The following is an 18,867-nucleotide window of genomic DNA, read 5'->3' on the forward strand; positions in this document are numbered from 1 at the left end:
CTCAGACCCCGCTGGCGTGGCGCTGGGGCCTGTCCGTGTCGAGGTGGCGGTCGAAAACGGCCGCGACATGGCGCAGGAAGGGCCGGCCTTTTTCGGGGATATGGAGTCGCTGCCCCGATATGGCGACGAACCCGTCGGCCTCGAGGTGGGCAAGGGCGCGTATTTCGTCGCGGAAATGATCCCGGGGCAGGTCGTGATGGTGAATGACATCGCCAAGGTCGATCGCCATGTCGCACATCAGCCGTTCGATGATGGCGGCACGCAGCCGGTCATCGGGCGTGCGGCGGACGCCGCGCACCACCGGCAGGCAATCGCGTGTCGCCCCGATCAGCCGCGCATAGGCGGCGGAGGAGATCGCGTTCTGGGTCAGTCCCTGGGGGAACGATGAAATCGCGGAGGCTCCCACCCCGATGAGGACCTCTGCCGGGTCGGTGGTGTACCCTTGGAAATTGCGATGCAGCGTGCCGCTTTGCGCCGCGGTGGCCATGCGGTCGTCGGGGCGGCTGTAATGATCCAGCCCGATGGGCATGTATCCCGCATCGCACAGGGCTTCGTGGATGGCCGCCCTCTGCGCGAAACGGGCTGCGGGATCGGGTAGCTGCCCTGTGGGCATCAGGTTCTGGCGTTTCTGTTTCCACGGCACGTGGGCATAACCGAAAACCGCCAGACGGTCGGGCGCCAGCGCGGCGATTGCGGTGGCCGTGTCGCGCACGCCAGCCACCGTCTGGCGCGGCAGGCCATAGATCAGGTCGATGTTGATCGAACCGATCCCCTCGTTACGCAGCATGTCGATACAGGTGCGCGTCTGCTCCAGGCTCTGGATGCGGCCGCAGGCTTCCTGCACGGCGGGATCGATGTCCTGCACGCCCAGGCTGGCGCGGTTGAAGCCCAGTTCGCGAAGCACGGCAGGATAATGCGCGGGAAGGTGGCGCGGGTCGATTTCGATGCTGGTTTCCGCGTCGGGCAACACGGCAAAGCTGCTGCGGATGGTCTGCATGACCTGCCGCAGCGTGCCCACCGGCAGCGTGGTGGGTGTTCCGCCCCCCCATTGCAGGTGGGAGACACGATGGCCGGTGCCGATCAGTTCGACAACCCGGCGCAGTTCCTCGATCAGCAGGGCGGCATAGGCGGCCCGGGCGTCGGCGCTGCGCAGGACGGCGGTATTGCACCCGCAGAAGCGGCACAGCGTATCGCAGAAGGGAACATGGAGGTAAAGGGAGACCGGATCGCCCGGTCGCACGGCGCGCAGCCATTGCCGCGCGTCATCCGGCCCCACGGCGTCAGTGAACTGCGCCGCCGTGGGATAGCTGGTGTAACGTGGCAGGTTCCGGGCGTACCGCGCCAGCAGCGCGGCGGGATCTGCCACGTTCATGTCATCAGAACCGGTAAGCGATACCGGCGGAGACGACCGTCGGGTCCAGCGAGTCGTGGGCCTTGACCTTCAGGGTTTCGGTGTCGTTTTCAGCCCAGGCGTGCATGCGCACGAACATCTGCTTCACGTCGAAGTTGAAGAACCAGTTGCCCACCAGCTGGTAATCGACACCGGCATTGATCGACGGACCACCGGTAAAGCCGGAGTTCAGCTTGTTCAGGCCCAGCGCGCCACTGGCGTTCATGTTGTGGAACCACATGAACGTGCCGCCCACGCCCACATACGGGTTCAGGCGCTTGTGCGGACGGAAATGCCACGCGACCGTCACCGTCGGCGGCAGCACCCAGGCGCTGCCGACATCGGTCTTGCCACCCAGCGCGCCGCCTTCGCCCGCGACTTCATGACGGGTGCTGGTGGCGATCAGGTCGAGGGAGATGTTGTCGGTCACGAAGTATTCGAACGTCAGTTCGGGCATGACCTGGTTGGTCGTCTTGACGCGCGCGCCCGGCAGGGCCTTGCCATCCAGCCAGACCTTGCTGTCGCGGTCTTCGGGCAGGACGCCGACGGCCGACAGGCGGATCATGAAATCGCCCTTGCCCAGACCGATCTTGGTGCTGGCGCATGTCTCAAAAATGCCACAGTGACCATGCGGGCGCGAGGGTGCGACGGGGGCGGCCAGCGGGGCGTTGACATAGGTGGACGGCGCAGTCGTCTGAGCATGGCCCGCGACGGGTGCGACAACTGCGGCACCCAGCGCCGCCACGACGGCAGTATTACGCATTTTCTTCATCTGGTGCGGACCTTTTCGTTCTGACGACTGAACGTCGCAAACAACTGATTTTGATGACTGGCAACAATCATGGGGCGCTTACATCGCACCTTGATATGGATCAATCAGGAAGGGGGAGAGAAACCGTTAATTTCCGTTAAAAGCAGGGTTCTTTCGACTATGTGTTCGTCAGGACACACTTTTTGGGGGTGGGTTGTCATTTTTGTGACGGGCTGCATTGTGCGTATTGCATGGCATCCCAGTTCGCGTGCCAGCTCCGCCATGACCGGATGAAAGGCGTTCATGACGTGCTGTGCATCGCCCGGTGTCATCACGATGTAATGGTCGCTGGTCAGCACCTGCCCCAGGCGGATATCGAAATCGCGGCGGTAGGTCACCATGGCGCACGGCAGGCCGCGCGTCCCGTAATGGGCGACCAGTATGCCCTGTCGCGGCCGCTTGCGCCGCGCGGACATGCGACGTCCCACGTCCATCCACCGCCGACGTTCCATTTCGGGAAAGGCATGCTGGATCAGGGGATAGAGTACCAGGATATCCGCAGCGCCAAGCCGCCGGACCGTCAGGGGAGAGCGTCCATGCACTGGTGGCGGAATCCTTTGCCCGAAGATGGTTGACCTGCATGATTTACCGGATCGGGATCGGGGCTCCGCATTGATTTATATCAAGGGGTCATCCATACTGCGGGGCTTTCGGGCAGCAGTCATTTGCCGGTGCTCAACTTAGTGTCCGCGCGGGCGCCCCGTCGCGGGCGCCACATGACGTCACATCGGGTGACAGCAGGGAATTGGGGTAAACATGCCGGATACGTCTTCGTGCCAGTTCGAGCAGCGACCACGGCGTCTTGTCATGGGCACTGCCGGGCTTCAGGCAGATTTCTGCAAGATGTGCAATGTCCGCCCCTCCAGCGTGTGCAGCGCCATCGAGAACGAAGACATAGCCCGCCTGGCCGAAGCAGCCGTGGAAACCATCGTGACCCCCGGCCGCTGCTTCATCGAGGAAGGGGAGCCGGCGACCGATTTCTTCAACGTGACATCCGGCACGGTCAAGCTGTTCAAGGCGCTGCCTGACGGACGGCGGCAGATCACGGGGTTCGCCGGGCCGGGGCATTTCCTCGGGCTGGCGGTGTCCGACCGTTACGCCTTCGGGGCCGAAGCGGTCGATACCGTGCGGCTGTGCCGTTTTTCGCGCGAACGCATGCGCATCCTGCTGGACGATTTTCCCCGCATGGAACGCCGCCTGCTTGAAGAAGCATCGAACGAACTGGTCGCGGCCCAGAACCAGATGCTTCTTCTGGGGCGCAAGACCGCCCGGGAGCGGGTGGCAAGTTTCCTGCTGGATCAGGCGAACCACGGAGAACTGAATAGCGAGGGGCAGCTTCACCTGCCCATGACGCGTGGCGATATCGCCGATTACCTTGGCCTGACCATCGAAACCGTCAGCCGTACGCTGAGCTGGATGCGTGCGCAGGGAATGATCGATGTTGGCAAGAGCTATGCCATTACCATCCTTGCGCAGGAACGACTCGAAAGCCTGGCCGAGGGCGAGGACTGATCCTCGCTCCTCCCGCTGTTTCGTAAAGCGGCAATTTTAAATAGCACCCTGAAATCATAAAAGTTTTTGGTGAAGCTTTTTGCAAAAAGCTTCAAGGAACGTCGCCTTTTTGAAAAAAGGCGACACCCAAAAACTCCTGTTTCCTATCAACGACTGTTTTTCAGGCCGGATCTTACGCGCCCGGTGGCTGGCTGTCGTCTTCGTCAATCATGTCGGGCGTGAAGAGGGGCGTGGTATTCGTCCCCCGGGTCGGCCCGCCGACGATGTGGCCTATGGGCGTCAGGATATCGACATGGTCACAGATGATCTTGAACACCGCCAGCAGGGGCACCGACAGGAACGCCCCGCCAATTCCCCACAGCCAGTCCCAGAACATCAGTGATCCCATCACCAGCACGGGATTGAGCGTAAAGCGCCGCGCCAGCACCATCGGGGTGATCGTCTCGCCTTCCGTCAGGTGGATGCACAGGTAAATCGCGGGCGGCAGCGCCGCCTGAAGGACGGAGGGAAAGGTGAACAGCCCCACGAGGAAATAGACGGTGATCCCCATCATGGGACCAATGATGGGGATGTAGTTCAGCAGGAACGCCATCACCCCCCACAGCAGCGGGTTGGGCATGCCCAGCAGCCAGCATTGCAGCATGTTGGCAAGGCCGACGAGCGAGTTGATGATCGTGATGGTCGCCAGATAGAGCGAGACGTTGCGTTCGATCTGATAGGCGATCTGGACCGTCCGCCGCTTGTCCGCGAAGGTGGGCATGATTTCCACAAACCGGCGCAACAGGCTGTCCCCCTGCGCCAGCAGGAAGAACAGCATCAGGATCATCGTGAAGAACTGCCCCACGAACGCCCGCGTTCCCAGCAGCAGGGAGGATCCGAAATTGTTGAACTCCCCACCCGCTGGCGCCGCTGACATCACGACGCGCTCGGACTCGTCCCCTCCGGCCTTGGCCGTGTGGTCGAGGTGACTACCCGCGATGGTCATGAAGTTCTCGATCCGCTCCGACGCCATGCCGACCAGATGGATCGGCCCGCGCAGGAACGCGAGGCGGTCGCCCAGCGCGCTCATCGCCTCGGGCGCGCGTTCGATCCATCCGGCGGCGGGCACCGAAATGGCGGTCCCGATGGCGCCCACGATGCCAAAGACCCCAAGGATCAGCAGCAGGGCCGCCAAGGGTTTGGGCAGCTTTAGCTTCAGGTGCAAAAAGCGCATTGGCGTGGACAGCAGCAGGTTCACCACCAGCGCCAGGATCATCGGCAGGATGATGGAGGCCGCGAAATACAGCGTATAGAAGACGGCAAGGATGCAAAGCACCAGAAGGCAGGCCGTCTTGAGGTCCATGCGCGTATGACGCATGACCTCACGCGCGCGGTGCTGCTGCATGCTTTCGTACGATGGCGCGGCGGCAGGCGGCGGGGGGGACGTGGGCGTGTTCTCTTCGGGCGGCATGATCCGGCTTCACCTTTGGCAAGACCCAGGGGATCAGAGGACCGACCAACCGGTTTTACCGAGCAAGAAACAGGAAAATACGCCTAGTCCGTCCCGGTCGCCTTCGCAACCCACAACACGGGCTGTCATTGCCGCTACGCAATTCTTGCAATGGCCGGGATGGAAGGCCGGCGGAAGAACACGGGATTGTGAATGTATTCCTTTCCCCATCCGGCCGGATGCCGGCGCGAAGGTGTTGCACCCAAGGGGATTCAGCATTCAAATGAATAATGGATATGAAGGTTTGTCGCCTTCATCGCAGGAAATGGAGATAAAGACATGGCATGGAACACCCCCAAGATCGTTGAAGTTCCCCTGGGCGCGGAAATCAACAGCTACGTCTGCGGCGAAAAGAAGTAAGATGTTTTCATCGCCACCTGTCTCGTCACAGGTGGCGATTTTCATATAAACACCAGCCATGATCGACATCATCGTTCTTGGCGCGGCCGCAGGTGGCGGATTCCCACAGTGGAATTCCAACGCGGAAGGCTGCCGACGGGCCCGGTCCGGCGATCCCGCCGCACTGCCCCGCACACAGGCCTCGATCGCCATCAGTGGCGACGGACAGCACTGGTTCATCGTCAACGCATCGCCCGACCTGCGTACCCAGATCAACCAGACCCCTGCCCTTCACCCGAACGAGGGACTGCGTTCCACCCCGATCGCGGGCGTGATCCTGACAGGGGGAGAGGTCGATACCATCACCGGTCTGCTGACACTGCGCGAACGCCAGCCGCTTACGCTGCTTGCGACCGATGCGGTGCTGGCGACGCTGGATGCCAACCCGGTGTTCGAGGCGCTGAACCGCCAGGTGGTGACCCGCACCGCGCTGCCGCTGGAGCAGGATTTTCCCCTGACGCTGGTCGATGGCACGCCCGCCGACCTGACGATCCGGGCCTTTGTCGTGCCGGGCAAGGTTCCACTGTATGCCGAACGCGGCCCCGATCCCGCCGCCATTGTCGAAAATGGGGAGACGATCGGGCTGGAGATCACCGATGGCGCGCGCCGCGTATGTTTCATTCCCGGCTGCGCGCGGATGACGGACGCCCTGCGACAGCGCCTGTCGGGGGCGGATCTGGTCTTCTTCGACGGGACGTTGTGGGTCGATGACGAAATGCTGCGCGCCGGCGTGGGGGAAAAGACGGGCCAGCGCATGGGGCACATGTCGCTGATGGGCGAGGCGGGGACATTCGCCGCGTTCCGCGATCTGGATATCGCGCGCAAAATCCTGATTCACATCAACAATTCCAACCCCGTGCTGCTGTCCGATTCGCCCGAGCGCAAACGCGCCGAGGCGGAGGGCTGGGACGTGGCCCATGACGGGATGAGGATTACATTATGACCGGACAGATACTCTCCCCCGACGGGCTGGAAGCCGCGCTGCGTGCCATCGGGGCGGAGCGTTACCATAACCTCCACCCTTTCCATCGCGCGTTGCATGATGGCCGCCTGACGCAGGGACAGGTGCAGGCATGGGCGCTGAACCGTTACTATTACCAGTGCCAGATCCCGGCCAAGGACGCGACGCTGCTGGCGCGGCTGCCGACGGCGGAACTGCGTCGGGAATGGCGGCGGCGGCTGGTCGATCACGATGGCGACGCACCGGGCACGGGCGGCGTGGCGCGCTGGCTGCGGCTGACGGACGGGCTGGGCCTTGACCGCGCGTATGTCGAGTCGCTTGACGGACTGCTGCCCGCCACGAAATTCGCGGTCGATGCCTATGTCGCCTTCGTGCGGGACCGTTCGATACTGGAGGCGATCGCGTCCTCGCTTACGGAACTGTTTTCCCCCACGATCATCAGCGAACGCGTCGCGGGGATGCTGCGCCATTATGATTTCGTCAACAGCGACACGCTGGCCTATTTCCATCCGCGCCTGACGCAGGCCCCGCGCGATTCCGATTTCGCGCTGGCCTATGTCCGCGAACATGCCCGCACTGCCGAACAGCAGGAAGCGGTGCTGGCGGCGCTGAAGTTCAAATGCGCGGTGCTGTGGTCCATGCTCGACGCGCTGGATTACGCCTATGTCACGCCGGGCCGGATTCCGCCCGGCGCGTTCCGGCCGACCTGCCCATGACGGAGGTCGCGCCCCTTGCGCCCGACAGCGTGGTGCGGTTCGCCCGTGGCGTGCGGCTGCAGCATGACCGGGTACGGGACCAGTGGGTGATCCAGGCGCCGGAACGCGCGTTCCTGCCCGATCCCGTGGCGGTGGAGATCCTGCGCCTTGTCGATGGGACGCGCACGCTGGACGACATCGTGACGGATCTTGCCGCGCGTTTCGCCGCCCCGCGTGACCTGATCGCGCGCGACGTCATGGAAATGGCGGCCGATCTGGTGGCGCGGCAGGTGCTGCTGCCATGACGGAGAAGCCCGCGCCACCGATGAGCCTGCTGGCGGAACTGACGCATCGTTGCCCGCTGCAATGTCCCTACTGCTCCAACCCGCTGGCGCTGGAGCCGCGCGCCAATGAACTGACCACCGCGCAATGGATCGACATCCTGGACCAGGCGGCGGAGCTTGGCGTGCTGCAGGTGCATTTTTCCGGGGGCGAGCCGATGGCGCGTCCCGACCTGCCCGAACTGGTGCGCCATGCGGTGGGACGGGGGCTTTATACCAACCTGATCACATCAGGCGTCCTGATGACGCCCGCGACCTTTGGCGCGCTGGTGGAGGCGGGGCTGGATCATATGCAGCTGTCGTTTCAGGACATCGACCCGCAGAATGCCGAACGTGTCGGTGGGATGAAGGGCGCGCAGGCAAGGAAGATGGCTGCTGCCGCCATGGTCGTGGCCGATGGCATGCCGCTGACGCTGAATTTCGTCATTTATCGTGAAAACGTCGCCCGCGTGGCACAGATGATCGACAGCGCGGCGGAAATGGGCGCGCGGCGGGTCGAAATCGCCCATACGCAGTATTATGGCTGGGGCCTGCGTAACCGCGACGCCCTGATGCCCACCCGCGCGCAGGTGGACGAGGCCACCCGCGCGGTGGAGGCCGCGCGCACGCGTTATGCCGGTCGCCTGACCATCGATTACGTCACGCCTGATTATTATGCCGACCGTCCCAAGCCATGCATGGGGGGATGGGGACGCCGGTTCGTCAATATTTCCCCATCGGGCCGCGTCCTGCCGTGTCATGCGGCCGAAAGCATCCCGGGGGTAAGCATTCCCGACATTCGCGAGGCGGGACTGGGTGCGATCTGGGATACAGCCCCGCTATTTACCATGTTCCGTGGAACGGACTGGATGCCCGCGCCGTGTCGTACCTGCGACCAGCGTGAAAAGGACTGGGGCGGCTGCCGCTGTCAGGCGCTGGCGCTGGCGGGGGATGCGGCGGCGACGGATCCGGTGTGCGAACGTGCCCCCGACCATGACAGGATTACAGCCGCGATCGCGGAGCGTCCTGACGTGGCCCCGCCTTTTGTCTATCGCCGCTATGCCAATGGCGACGTGGGCTAACCTTTAAGTAATAAAAGTTTTTGGGTGCAGCCTTTTTTTAAAAAGGCTGCGTTCTTCGAAGCTTTTTGAAAAAAGCTTCACCAAAAACTTCTTTACGATTGCCGCGTGGTCCCTGCCGCGTTCGGGCAGGGACCGGCATTCTCAGGATTCCTGGGAAAGGGGAACGGCGGCTTCCCGCTGTGCTTCCTTGCGCGAAGGCTGTCCGATTTCGCGCAGGGGCAGGCCCGCCATCAGCCGCTTTTCGATATTTTCAAGGGTCATGTCGCGCGTTTCAGGGACGAAGCGCCATGTCACGAACACGAACGCCAGGTTGAAGGCCGCGAACATCCAGAAGGTGGGGCCGTTGCCGATCCATTGCAGGAGGGACAGGAACGTCGCGCCGATAAACATGTTCGCCAGCCAGTTCGTCAGGGTGGAGATGGAAATCCCCAGATCACGTCCCTGAAGCGGCTGCACCTCCGAACACAGAACCCAGATCAGCGGACCCGCCGACATGGAGAAGCCGGAGATATAGATCATCAGCATGAAGACGGCGATGATCTGTTCCCCCTGACCCAGCGGGAGGGAGTTGAGCAGCAGCCCGAGGCTTCCCATCCCGACGGCCATGATAAGGAATCCGGCATACAGGATCGGCTTGCGGCCCCATTTGTCCACCAGGCCGATGGCCACGAAGGTCGCCAGCATGTTCACCAGCCCGACCATCGCCGTGCACCACAACTGTGCCGGGCCGACATATCCCGCCAGCGCGAAGATCTTGGGCGCGTAGTACATGACCACGTTCACGCCCGCCAGCTGCTGCATGATCTGCAGCCCCATGCCCAGCAGGATGGAGCGGCGGAAATTACGGTTCGCCAGCAGCCCCCAGCCTTTCTGCTTCTGCTGGAGCTGGTCGCTGATGTTCTGGATTTCGCGCCGGGCGTCGTCATCGCGGTCACGCAGCGCGACAAGCACCTCCAGCGCCTCGCTGCGGCGACCCTTCATCATCAGCCAGCGCGGGCTGAACGGCAGGAACAGCGTGCCGATCAGGAACAACAGGCCCGGGATCGCGGCGACGGCGAACATGCCACGCCAGTTGCCGGAATAGCTGAAGAAGGTGTTGCTCATGAACGCAAGGAAGATCCCCGCCGTGATCATCAGCTGATAGGTGGAGATCATGGCCCCGCGCGCCGTCTCGCTGGCGATTTCCGACAGGTACAGCGGCGCGGTGAAGGCCGCGACCCCAATCGCCAGTCCCATAACCGCGCGTCCCACGATCATCGACGGCACCGACCACGCCAGCGCGCATTCCAGCGACCCGGCCACGAACACCACAGCGCCGATCAGCAGCGTGCGCTTGCGTCCGATATGGTGGGACATCCATCCCCCGCACAGCGACCCCACTGCAGCGCCCGCCATCATGGAACTGACGATCCATTCCTGCTGCAGGGTGGAGGCATGGAACTGTCTGGCGACGAAATCCAGCGCGCCGGAAATGACCCCGATATCCAGCCCCGCCATCAGGCCCGCCAGCGCGGCAAGGCATCCGATGATCAGGGAACGCATCCGCGACGATCCCGCGGGTGGGGTGACCGACTGGTTCATTATGTGCTGATCCTTATATTTTATTTCTTTTTCGTTACCAACGTGATGACCCGGCGCCACGCTGGTCCAGCCCTGAAATATGCCCGGCGCGGTTGGCGCCGGACGTGTTGGAATACCTGCTCAAATAGGCGTCTGACGCGCCACACCCGTCAGGAAATAGCACGGAACGCCCCATGCACGTGTATGATCAGGATCATTTTCAACCAGATCATGCACCATAAAACGCCGCAGTCGCAGGATTGCCACACCGCCTTCGTCCGATACCGCCTCCATATCCTCCGCCATGGCGGCATACCATGGCATGACGCCATGGCGTTCCGTCAATCGCAAAGGCGCGCGCGGACTGATGGAAATGCCGTGCGCCAGCATGTCCTCGGCCTGCTGTTGCGTCGTTACATGATAGAAATACCCATCCGCGCCGTCCGAAGGGGCGAACTGCCGCAGGGGAACAGGGCCCAGATTCACCTCCGCCCCCTGCAGATGGGTGACGACGCGCGGCGGGGCAGGCACCGGCGGCAGGGGACGGGCGAACAGGTCATCCTGTCCCGCGATCGTCGCGTTGGCGGGATGCGGCCTGCGCGCGGGCGGCTTGCGGGGGGACGGTGTCCGTTGCCTGTCCTGCGTGTCAGGGGGAAGCGGCAGGGGCAGTTCGCCGGTTTCGTTGCGACGCGAACGCGTCATCGCGACACTCCACCCCGAAGGGGGACCAGTGGTTTGATCGTGGCCTGTCGCGTCGTGACGCAGGCCGGGGCCATCATGCCGACAAACGCGGCGCGGATGCAATCGCCGTCACCCCGCGACGGGATCCGCGTTCAGGCGCAGGCGGCGCAGATGCCCTCGGCCTCGATCGTGGAGGTACGGATGCTGAACTGGCGGGCCTGCGTGGCATGGACCAGCGCATGCACGATCTGGCTGTCCTCCAGCTCGGTCACCTGTCCGCAGCGCGTGCAGATCAGGAACTGCGCGCTGTGCAGGTGGTTTTCGCATTCGCGCGCGCTGTGCAGCATGTGCCGGCAGGCCACGAAGGCAGACAGGCGTTCGATCTTGTGGATAAGCCCATGTTCAAGCAGGAAATCCAGCGCGCGATAGACGGTGGGCGGCGCGGCCGCCCTGGTATCGTTGCGCAGCCGGTCGAGCAGGTCGTACGCCCCCACGGGCCGGTCGGACGCAAGGATCAGCCCCAGCACATGGCGGCGTTGCGGCGTCAGGCGTGCGCCGTTGCGGCGGCACATGTCCTGCGCCCGGCCCAGCATGCGTTCGACATCGGCGCCAAAGGTGGAACTGTCCGCGCCCGGGTCCGTGCTGTCCTGCCGATCATCCATGCCCATCTGTCACGCCCATTCCTGTCATCCTCTGATGGGGATATACGCCTGAACGCAGTGACGATGAAGCCCTGTGGCCGGTTTCAGCCTGTCATGCCAGATGATTGTCCCACCAGGACAGAAGCAGGATGAATATCACGACGCCGCCCTGCAGCCCCAGCAGCATGCGCCATGTCAGGACCGGCACGTCAACGCTGTCATCCGCCCTGTCGTCGTGTTGTCCTGTCCGTCGCAATACGTCCATCCTGCCGTGTGGGGAAAGAAGGATATCGCCGCAAAGGAATTAATTTCGCGTAAATTCAGTAATTTCCTGAAAAACAATAAAAGTTTTTGGGTGTCGCCTTTTTTCAAAAAGGCGGCGTTCTTTCGAAGCTTTTTGAAAAAAGCTTTGCCAAAAACTTCTTAACTGTTTTCAGCCTTCGCTGGCTGGCGGCAGCATGTGGTAGGTGCGGTTGAAATAGATCAGCCCCCCATGGCTGCTGCCATTGCGCAGGCTTTCGACCGCGCCGAACATCACGCTGTGGGTTCCCACCTCCACGATGCGTTCGATCCGGCAGTCGAAGGACGCCACGGCCTCCTCCAGCACCGGCGCGCCGGTCGTCAGCGTGCGCCAGTGACCCGAGGCAAAACGTTCATGCTGTTCCGCGGCGGAGGCGAACACGCCGGAAATGTCCTGCTGGCTGGCGGACAGCACGTTGATGCACATCGCCGCCCCCTCGCGAAAGCGGGAACGCACGCGCGACGTACGGTTCAGGCAGACCAGCAGGGTCGGCGGGTCGTCGGTGACCGAACATACGGCAGAGGCCGTGAAACCGGCCGGGTCCTCCATCGTGCCTGTCGTCACCACATTCACCGCCGCGCCCAGCCGCGCCATTGCATCCCGATACGTCCGGGCGTCGATACCCATTATGTTATCCTGTCTTCCTGACGTCACATGATCGCGCGTTCATTAAAAGCATGCCGAAGCGGTGGTTCCCCTACCTTATTCTGTCATGCTTGAACATAACCGACAATTCGAGGGGGACGCCGCCACGATGACAGACGGGACACTGCGCATTTCGCGTGAAGGCCATCTGGGCCGCATCACGCTCGACCGTCCGCGGGCGCTTAACGCGCTTGACGCCGGGATGGTCGCGGCAATCGCCGGATGCCTCCGGACATGGCGGGAGGATCGCGAAATCCGGACCATCATGATCGACAGCACGGCCTCGCGCGCCTTTTGCGCGGGCGCCGACCTGCGCGCGCTGCACGCCCTGTTGCAGACCAGCGGGGCGGAGGCGGTGCTGTCGGTTTTCCGTGGGAATTACCGCCTTGTCTCGATGCTGGCGGGATATCCCAAGCCGATCGTCTCCTTCATGGACGGGATCTGCATGGGCGGGGGCATCGGGCTTGGCGGGCATGTCAGGCACCGGATCGTGACCGGGAATTCCGTCCTCGCCATGCCGGAGGTCGCGATCGCCCTGACCCCCGATGCCGGTGGGTCCTACCTCCTGTCGCGCGCGCCCGGCCTGTCGGGGCTGCGGCTTGCGATGACGGGCGGGCGTATGAACGCGGCGGAGGCGATCGCCGCCGGGTTCGCGGACCGGCTGGTCCCTTCGGCCCATCTGGAACAGGTGGCCGCCGATCTGGCGCGGCATCCCGCCGGGCGCGTGCTGGACCTTGCCCCCGCCGTGACGGCAGAGGCGGCGGGATGGGGCGACATGGCGGAGGTCGATGCCATCTATGACGCCCCGGACGTGAACGGCGTCCTCGAACGCCTGCGGACATGTGACGCCCCGTGGGCCGAGGCCGACCGCGCGGCACTGGCGCAGGCCGACCCGTTCGCGGTGGAGGTCGCATGGCGCGCCTATTTCCGGGCGCGGGCGCTGCCGGATCTGGACATGGTGCTGGAACAGGAGTTCCGTCTGGTCTCGGCCCTGATCCGTCGCCCCGATTTTGCCGAGGGCATCCGCGCGCGGCTGATCGATCGCGATAACGCCCCACGATGGTCCTGCGCGGGCAGACAGGGCATAACGCCCCGGCAGGTCGATGCCTGCTTCGCCCCTGCCCCCGTCTCGCTGGACCTTCCGGTCCTGCCTGCTGCCCAAGGTTGAATTCCATGCCCTTTTCCGCCGCCTACCGCCCCGCCACGCGCCACATGACACTGGGCGATGCGTTCTATGACCCCGTGAAGGCAGCGGATTTCCCGGCCCATATCCTGCGTTTCCGCAATCAGGACGCGGCCGGGCGGGTCGGGCTGGACACCCTGACGGATGCCGAGTGGATTGCCCATCTGGGGCGTTTCGACCCCCTGCCGGACAACCTGCCGCAACCGCTTGCGCTGCGTTATCACGGGCATCAGTTCCAGTCCTACAATCCCGACCTTGGCGACGGGCGCGGGTTCCTGTTCGCGCAGCTTTATGACGCGCTGGACGGGCGGCTTCTGGATATCGGCACGAAGGGCAGCGGCACGACCCCATGGTCGCGTGGCGGCGATGGTCGCCTGACGCTCAAGGGGGGCATGCGCGAAATCCTGGCGAGCGAGACGCTCGATGCGATCGGCGTGACCACTTCGCGCAGCCTGAGCGTCATCGAAACGGGCGAGGCCCTGCATCGGGGGGATGAACCCTCGCCCACGCGGTCGTGCGTGCTGGCCCGGCTGGGACATTCGCATATCCGCATCGGCACGTTCCAGCGCCTCGCCGCGATGGAGGACCTGCCTTCCCTGCGGCAGTTGCTGGAGTATGTGATCGCGACGTACTACCCCGCGCTGTCCGGTGGCGAGGACCCGGCGGCGGACCTGCTTGACGCGCTGTGCGTGCGCCTTGCGCTGCTGACGGCGCAGTGGATGACGGCAGGGTTCGTGCATGGCGTCCTCAATACCGACAACATCAACATCGCGGGCGAAAGCTTCGATTACGGCCCGTGGCGTTTCGCCCCGCATTACGATCCGTCCTTTACCGCCGCCTATTTCGATCATTCCGGGCTGTATTCCTTTGGCCGGCAGCCCACCGCCATGATGTGGAATCTGGCGCGGATGGCGGAATGTCTTCTGCCATTTTCGGAAATGGAGAAAATAAGAAGTATTTTTGAAAAATTTCCGAAACGTTACGAACGCTTCCTTGATATATGTACCCTCCAACGCCTTGGCCTGCATGAAGAATCAAGGAACAAATCCACCGAACTGCGTGAATCCGTCTGGTCTTTTCTCGAGGAAAGTCGGATCGGGTTTGAATTTCTGTTTTTTGACTGGTATGGTGGCGCCATCAGTTGTGAACGGGCCATGTCCGGACCACGGAAGTATTTTTACGAATCTCCGGCGTTCCAGGCATTGCGAAACCGGATCGAAGCCCATGCGCCGCGCGCGGGCGTCGATGTCTCGCTTGCGTATTTCAGGCGTGACGACCCCTGCGCGATGTGGATCGAAAGGGTGGAGGGGATATGGAATCCCGTCGCCCGCGACGATGACTGGTCCGCATTCCACGCGGCCATGGCTCATGTCGCCGAAATGAAATCGGCCCTTGGCGCGGCAGGTCATATCCGATGCGCAACGGATGGAACCCTGACCGGGACCGGGAATTAAACAGAAACAGGATAAAGGAACAGGCATGCAGAATTATTCACCACACACCCAGACACCTCAGTCAACAGATGCCCAGTCGCCCCTGTCCGAACCCATTCCCGACCTGTCCAACCTCGAACTTTCGCCCAATGCCCACAAGACGCTCTGGCTCGCAGCCATCGTGGCCGCCATCTGCGGTGGCCTCTATGGCTACGATACCGGCATCGTCTCCGGCGCGCTGCTGCTGATCACACGCGATTTCCATCTCAGCAGCTTCTATCAGGAGATGGTGGCCTCCGCGATCCTTGCGGGCGCGGTCATGGGGTCGTTCATTACCGGCTGGATGTCCGAACGTTTCGGGCGCCGTAACTCGGTCATGATCGTCACGGCGGTGTTCGTCCTCGGCGCGATGGCCTGCGCCATGGCGCCGGACGTGTATGCCCTGATTGCCGCACGCGTGTTCCTCGGGCTTGCGGTGGGTGGCTCGACGCAGGTCGTGCCGATGTACATTTCCGAACTCGCCCCCGCGAAAAAGCGCGGGCACATGGTGACGATGTTCAACATCGCCATCGGGGTCGGCATCTTCGCCGCCAACGTCATCGGCTTTGCCGCGCGCGATGCGTGGGGATGGCGTCCGATGGTGGCGATCGCGGCCATTCCCGCGCTGGTGGTTTTCATTTCCATGTTCTTCCTGCCCAAGAGCCCGCGCTGGGCGGCGGAAAATGAAAGCCTCGATTCCGCGATCGAGCAGCTGCGCCGGATACGCACCACGCGGCGCGAGATCCGCAAGGAAATCAAGCGGATCCAGATCACCGCGAATGAGGACGCGCATCCCGATGACATCGGCTGGCGCGGCCTGATGCAGCCATGGGTCAGGCCCGCGCTGGTCGCGGCGCTGGGCGTTGCGTTCTTCACGCAGGCCGGCGGACTGGAAATGATGATCTATTACGCGCCGACGTTCCTGTCGGATGCGGGCTTTGGCAATTCGGCGGCCCTGCTGGCCAGTATCGGGATTTCCATCGTCTATCTGGTGATGACGGTGCTGGGGTCGAACATCGTGGACCGCATCGGCCGCCGTCGCCTGGTGCTGGTGATGGGGCCTGGCTCGGTCCTCAGCCTGATCGGGCTGGGCATCATGTTCCTTGTGCATCCGGACAAGGGCAGCATCGGAAGCTGGATGATCATCATCTTCATGCTGCTGTTCATGGTGTTCAACGCCGGTGGCATTCAGGTGGTCGGCTGGCTGCTGGGCGCGGAAATGTTCCCCCTGTCGATGCGCGGCAACGCCACCAGCCTGCATTCCGCCATGCTGTGGGGCAGCGACCTGCTGGTCACCAGCACGGCGCTGACGCTGGTCTCCACCATCACGCTTGGCGGGACGATGTGGTTCTATGCCGGGGTCAATCTGGCGTCGGTGCTCTTCATCTACTTCTTCGTGCCCGAAACACGCGGCGCCTCGCTTGAGGATATCGAGGACGCGCTGCGCGAGGGGCGTTTCCGCCCCACGCGCGAATGTGCCGCCATTGTCGAAGAGGAAGAGGACTGAAGTTCCGGTCCCCTTGCCTCCATTAAGTAACAAAAGTTTTTGGGTGCCGCCTTTTTTCAAAAAGGCGGCGTTCTTCGAAGCTTTTTGAAAAAAGCTTCACCAAAAACTTTTATGGTTTCAGGCCATTTTCCTATGCCGTGCGCAGGACGACATGTTCGCCGTCGTCCTGCGTCGGCAATCCCAGCACCTGCCGGTAGAAATCCAGTTCCAGTTCAAGGGCGCGACGGACCGTTTCCTCCTTGCGGAACCCATGTCCCTCGCCCGCGAATTCGTACTGTGCGCAGGCAATGCCGCGCTGACGCAGCGCACGGGCCATTTCGTCCGCCTGCGCGGGGGGCACGACCTTATCGTCCAGACCATGCAGGAACAGGACCGGTACATGGATATCCGCCGCCTGCTGCAGGGGGGAACGCGCGATATAGGTATCTTCGTCCTGCGGATAGGGACCAATCAGCGAATCGAGGTAGCGGGATTCGAACTTGTGCGTCTCCTGCGCCAGCGCGCGCAGGTCGGTGACGCCGTACAGGCTGGTCCCGGCGGCGAACAGGTCCGAACGCGCCAATGCCCCCAGCACCGTCAGCCCCCCCGCGCTGCTGCCACGGATGACGATACGTTTCGGATCGACCAACCCCTGCGAAATCAGGTGGCGGCAGGCCGCGATGCAGTCATCGATGTCCACGATGCCCCATTCGCGTTCCAGGCGCTGGCGATAGGGACGGCCAAAGCCGGTGGAGCCACCGTAATTGACATCCACCACGGCAAAGCCGCGGGAGGTCCACCACTGCACCTTGAATGAAAAGGCGGGATTCGCCCGTCCCGTCGGACCGCCATGCGCCATGACCACCAACGGCGGCAGGCTGCCGGATGGGGCGTGGCAGCGGGCGCTGGCGGGGGGATAGAAAAAGGCATGCCCTGTTCCCGTTGCCCCCTCCGGCAATGGGAAATGCAGCGCCTGCGCGTGGGAGATATCGGCCGCCGCCATGGGCAGGCTGATCGCGCGGCGCAGGACCCGCGGGGGCTGTCCGGGCGTGCCGGTCACGACCGCCGCGGCATCGTCGGGGGGCGTATCCAGCCACGCCAGCGTGCCGTTCGACAGAGCGACCGGGCACTGGGCGGGGAAATGCAGGTCCACCGGCGACGCCGTGCCATCACGCAGGACGACCGCGCGGTTCTGGCCATCGCTGATGGCAATGGCAAGGATCGCACCATCGGGCAGCGGGCAATAGCTGCGCAGGCCGAACACCCATTGCGGCAGCCCGATTTCCGCCTTCATCGGGGCCACGGGCTTTGCCGGCGCGGCCGTCGCCACGTCGAAACGGTAGAGGTTCCACCATCCGCTGATATCCGATGACGCCAGCAGGTGGCCGTCCGCCTCCCACCGGGGTTCGATGACGGACCGTGGGGTGCCGTCATCGCCGGCCAGCGTCCATGGCGCGGCGGGACGGGGCATGTCCGTGCCTTCCTGCAGCAGTGACGCCACGCGCAGGCGGGTGGCGTCCCATGGCATGTTGGGATGGTCCCATTCCACCCACGCCATGAACCGCCCGTCGGGCGAGGGACGCGGGCTGCTGAGGAAATCCGGACCCATGACCAGCGGCGTTCCGCCGTTGTCGGTGGGATCGGCATCCGGCCCGCAGTCAAAGACGACGATGGCGGCAATGGCCTCGCCATCAGTATTATGGTCCTCGCGCACGCAGAAAACGAAACGCCCGCCAAGTCCCAGCGCGAAATCGGCAAAGCGCAGGTTCTCCATCCCGCCGAGCGGGCGTGGCGCCGCGTCCCCGTCGATCAGCCAGACGGACCCGTCCGTCCGGTTGCTGAAGGCGATCCGTCCCGCCGCAACCGTATAGGCCCCGCCGCCATATTCATGCACCCGTGTCCCGACATCGAACGGCGCGGGCACCATGTCCCGCGTGGCGCCGTCCCGCCAGCGCACCAGCACGCGGCGTCCGCCTTCCGCCGGGCGTCCCTCGATCCAGTAGATGTCTGTCCCATCCGCCTGCACGTCCGACAGGCTGATCGTGGCGCCGGCGACAAGGGCGGCCGTGATGGGCGACGGCCATGTGCCGTATGGGAGGGAGATCCGATCCACGGGATTGGATACGCAAGAAGCCATGTTTTATTCCTGCCACAGTGTCAGAACGTCATGATATGAACTTGGCATCGACAGGGGGTGCCGATATTCCCATGCCTTGTCCCTCATACACCACACTTGCCA

19 protein-coding genes are annotated in these 18,867 nt (G+C 63.4%); 9 read left to right on the forward strand and 10 right to left on the reverse strand.

Annotation, left to right across the window (positions count from 1 at the left end):
- Position 1 precedes the first annotated feature (1 nt).
- The 3 genes from hemN to CFR71_RS05870 all read right to left on the reverse strand — a co-directional run bounded on the left by hemN (position 2) and on the right by CFR71_RS05870 (position 2,743).
- The gene (hemN, locus tag CFR71_RS05860) at positions 2-1,372 is read right to left on the reverse strand and encodes an oxygen-independent coproporphyrinogen III oxidase (RefSeq protein ID WP_110528374.1); all 1,371 of its coding nucleotides are present in this window, start codon (positions 1,370-1,372) and stop codon (positions 2-4) included.
- Between the two features lie 4 nt (positions 1,373-1,376).
- Positions 1,377-2,162, reverse strand: a complete 786-nt coding sequence (locus tag CFR71_RS05865) for an OmpW/AlkL family protein (protein WP_110528376.1) — start codon at positions 2,160-2,162, stop codon at positions 1,377-1,379.
- Positions 2,163-2,266: 104 nt separating this feature from the next.
- A complete protein-coding gene (locus CFR71_RS05870) occupies positions 2,267-2,743 on the reverse strand; it encodes a hypothetical protein (RefSeq protein ID WP_110528379.1) in 477 nt (158 codons plus the stop codon).
- Between the two features lie 214 nt (positions 2,744-2,957).
- Here CFR71_RS05870 and CFR71_RS05875 point away from each other — a divergent pair, with 214 nt between their 5' ends.
- Positions 2,958-3,713 carry a Crp/Fnr family transcriptional regulator gene (locus CFR71_RS05875; RefSeq protein WP_110528382.1) on the forward strand — a complete coding sequence of 252 codons (756 nt, stop codon included), beginning with the start codon at positions 2,958-2,960 and terminating at the stop codon, positions 3,711-3,713.
- 172 nt (positions 3,714-3,885) lie between these two features.
- On the opposite strand, the gene CFR71_RS05880 is transcribed toward CFR71_RS05875, so the two are convergent.
- Positions 3,886-5,163 carry an AI-2E family transporter gene (locus CFR71_RS05880; RefSeq protein WP_110528385.1) on the reverse strand — a complete coding sequence of 426 codons (1,278 nt, stop codon included), beginning with the start codon at positions 5,161-5,163 and terminating at the stop codon, positions 3,886-3,888.
- A 318-nt stretch (positions 5,164-5,481) separates the two neighbouring features.
- Here CFR71_RS05880 and pqqA point away from each other — a divergent pair, with 318 nt between their 5' ends.
- The 5 genes from pqqA to pqqE are packed head-to-tail and all read left to right on the forward strand — an operon-like array spanning position 5,482 to position 8,659.
- Positions 5,482-5,562 carry a pyrroloquinoline quinone precursor peptide PqqA gene (gene pqqA / locus CFR71_RS05885; RefSeq protein ID WP_010508617.1) on the forward strand — a complete coding sequence of 27 codons (81 nt, stop codon included), beginning with the start codon at positions 5,482-5,484 and terminating at the stop codon, positions 5,560-5,562.
- Positions 5,563-5,620: 58 nt separating this feature from the next.
- Positions 5,621-6,544 carry a pyrroloquinoline quinone biosynthesis protein PqqB gene (pqqB, locus tag CFR71_RS05890; RefSeq protein ID WP_110528388.1) on the forward strand — a complete coding sequence of 308 codons (924 nt, stop codon included), beginning with the start codon at positions 5,621-5,623 and terminating at the stop codon, positions 6,542-6,544.
- A complete protein-coding gene (gene pqqC, locus CFR71_RS05895) occupies positions 6,541-7,278 on the forward strand; it encodes a pyrroloquinoline-quinone synthase PqqC (RefSeq protein ID WP_110528391.1) in 738 nt (245 codons plus the stop codon). Before pqqB ends, pqqC begins: the two co-directional genes overlap by 4 nt.
- Positions 7,275-7,562 (forward strand): pyrroloquinoline quinone biosynthesis peptide chaperone PqqD, encoded by a 288-nt coding sequence (gene pqqD, locus CFR71_RS05900; RefSeq protein WP_110528394.1) that lies wholly within the window; start codon positions 7,275-7,277, stop codon positions 7,560-7,562. Before pqqC ends, pqqD begins: the two co-directional genes overlap by 4 nt.
- Positions 7,559-8,659 (forward strand): pyrroloquinoline quinone biosynthesis protein PqqE, encoded by a 1,101-nt coding sequence (pqqE, locus tag CFR71_RS05905; RefSeq protein ID WP_110528397.1) that lies wholly within the window; start codon positions 7,559-7,561, stop codon positions 8,657-8,659. The genes pqqD and pqqE overlap by 4 nt, the downstream gene beginning before the upstream one ends.
- Before the next feature lie 141 nt (positions 8,660-8,800).
- Here pqqE and CFR71_RS05910 read toward each other — a convergent pair whose 3' ends face one another.
- The 5 genes from CFR71_RS05910 to CFR71_RS05925 all read right to left on the reverse strand — a co-directional run bounded on the left by CFR71_RS05910 (position 8,801) and on the right by CFR71_RS05925 (position 12,469).
- Positions 8,801-10,240: a sugar porter family MFS transporter gene (locus tag CFR71_RS05910; protein WP_110528401.1), complete on the reverse strand. Its 1,440-nt coding sequence runs from the start codon at positions 10,238-10,240 to the stop codon at positions 8,801-8,803.
- 120 nt (positions 10,241-10,360) lie between these two features.
- The gene (locus CFR71_RS05915; protein ID WP_110528404.1) at positions 10,361-10,921 is read right to left on the reverse strand and encodes a hypothetical protein; all 561 of its coding nucleotides are present in this window, start codon (positions 10,919-10,921) and stop codon (positions 10,361-10,363) included.
- Positions 10,922-11,052: 131 nt separating this feature from the next.
- Positions 11,053-11,568 carry a transcriptional repressor gene (locus CFR71_RS05920; RefSeq protein WP_110528407.1) on the reverse strand — a complete coding sequence of 172 codons (516 nt, stop codon included), beginning with the start codon at positions 11,566-11,568 and terminating at the stop codon, positions 11,053-11,055.
- 85 nt (positions 11,569-11,653) lie between these two features.
- On the reverse strand, positions 11,654-11,797 hold the full coding sequence (locus CFR71_RS16420; RefSeq protein ID WP_165832038.1) for a hypothetical protein: 144 nt from the start codon (positions 11,795-11,797) through the stop codon (positions 11,654-11,656).
- Between the two features lie 177 nt (positions 11,798-11,974).
- Positions 11,975-12,469, reverse strand: coding sequence for a flavin reductase (locus CFR71_RS05925; protein ID WP_110528411.1), 495 nt, complete (start codon positions 12,467-12,469; stop codon positions 11,975-11,977).
- Between the two features lie 127 nt (positions 12,470-12,596).
- Between CFR71_RS05925 and CFR71_RS05930 the strand changes: the two genes are divergently transcribed.
- Genes CFR71_RS05930 through CFR71_RS05940 form a run of 3 tightly spaced genes read left to right on the forward strand, consistent with a single transcriptional unit; the run spans position 12,597 to position 16,649 of the window.
- Complete coding sequence (locus CFR71_RS05930) at positions 12,597-13,655, forward strand: enoyl-CoA hydratase/isomerase family protein (protein ID WP_110528611.1); 1,059 nt, start codon at positions 12,597-12,599, stop codon at positions 13,653-13,655.
- A 5-nt stretch (positions 13,656-13,660) separates the two neighbouring features.
- Entirely contained in the window at positions 13,661-15,124 is a 1,464-nt protein-coding gene (locus CFR71_RS05935; protein ID WP_110528615.1) for a protein adenylyltransferase SelO, read from the forward strand.
- A 25-nt stretch (positions 15,125-15,149) separates the two neighbouring features.
- On the forward strand, positions 15,150-16,649 hold the full coding sequence (locus CFR71_RS05940; protein WP_110528414.1) for a sugar porter family MFS transporter: 1,500 nt from the start codon (positions 15,150-15,152) through the stop codon (positions 16,647-16,649).
- Between the two features lie 130 nt (positions 16,650-16,779).
- On the opposite strand, the gene CFR71_RS05945 is transcribed toward CFR71_RS05940, so the two are convergent.
- Complete coding sequence (locus CFR71_RS05945) at positions 16,780-18,765, reverse strand: S9 family peptidase (protein ID WP_110528417.1); 1,986 nt, start codon at positions 18,763-18,765, stop codon at positions 16,780-16,782.
- Between the last annotated feature and the right edge of the window lie 102 nt (positions 18,766-18,867).

It is taken from the genome of Novacetimonas pomaceti, from assembly GCF_003207955.1.
Lineage (GTDB): Bacteria > Pseudomonadota > Alphaproteobacteria > Acetobacterales > Acetobacteraceae > Novacetimonas > Novacetimonas pomaceti.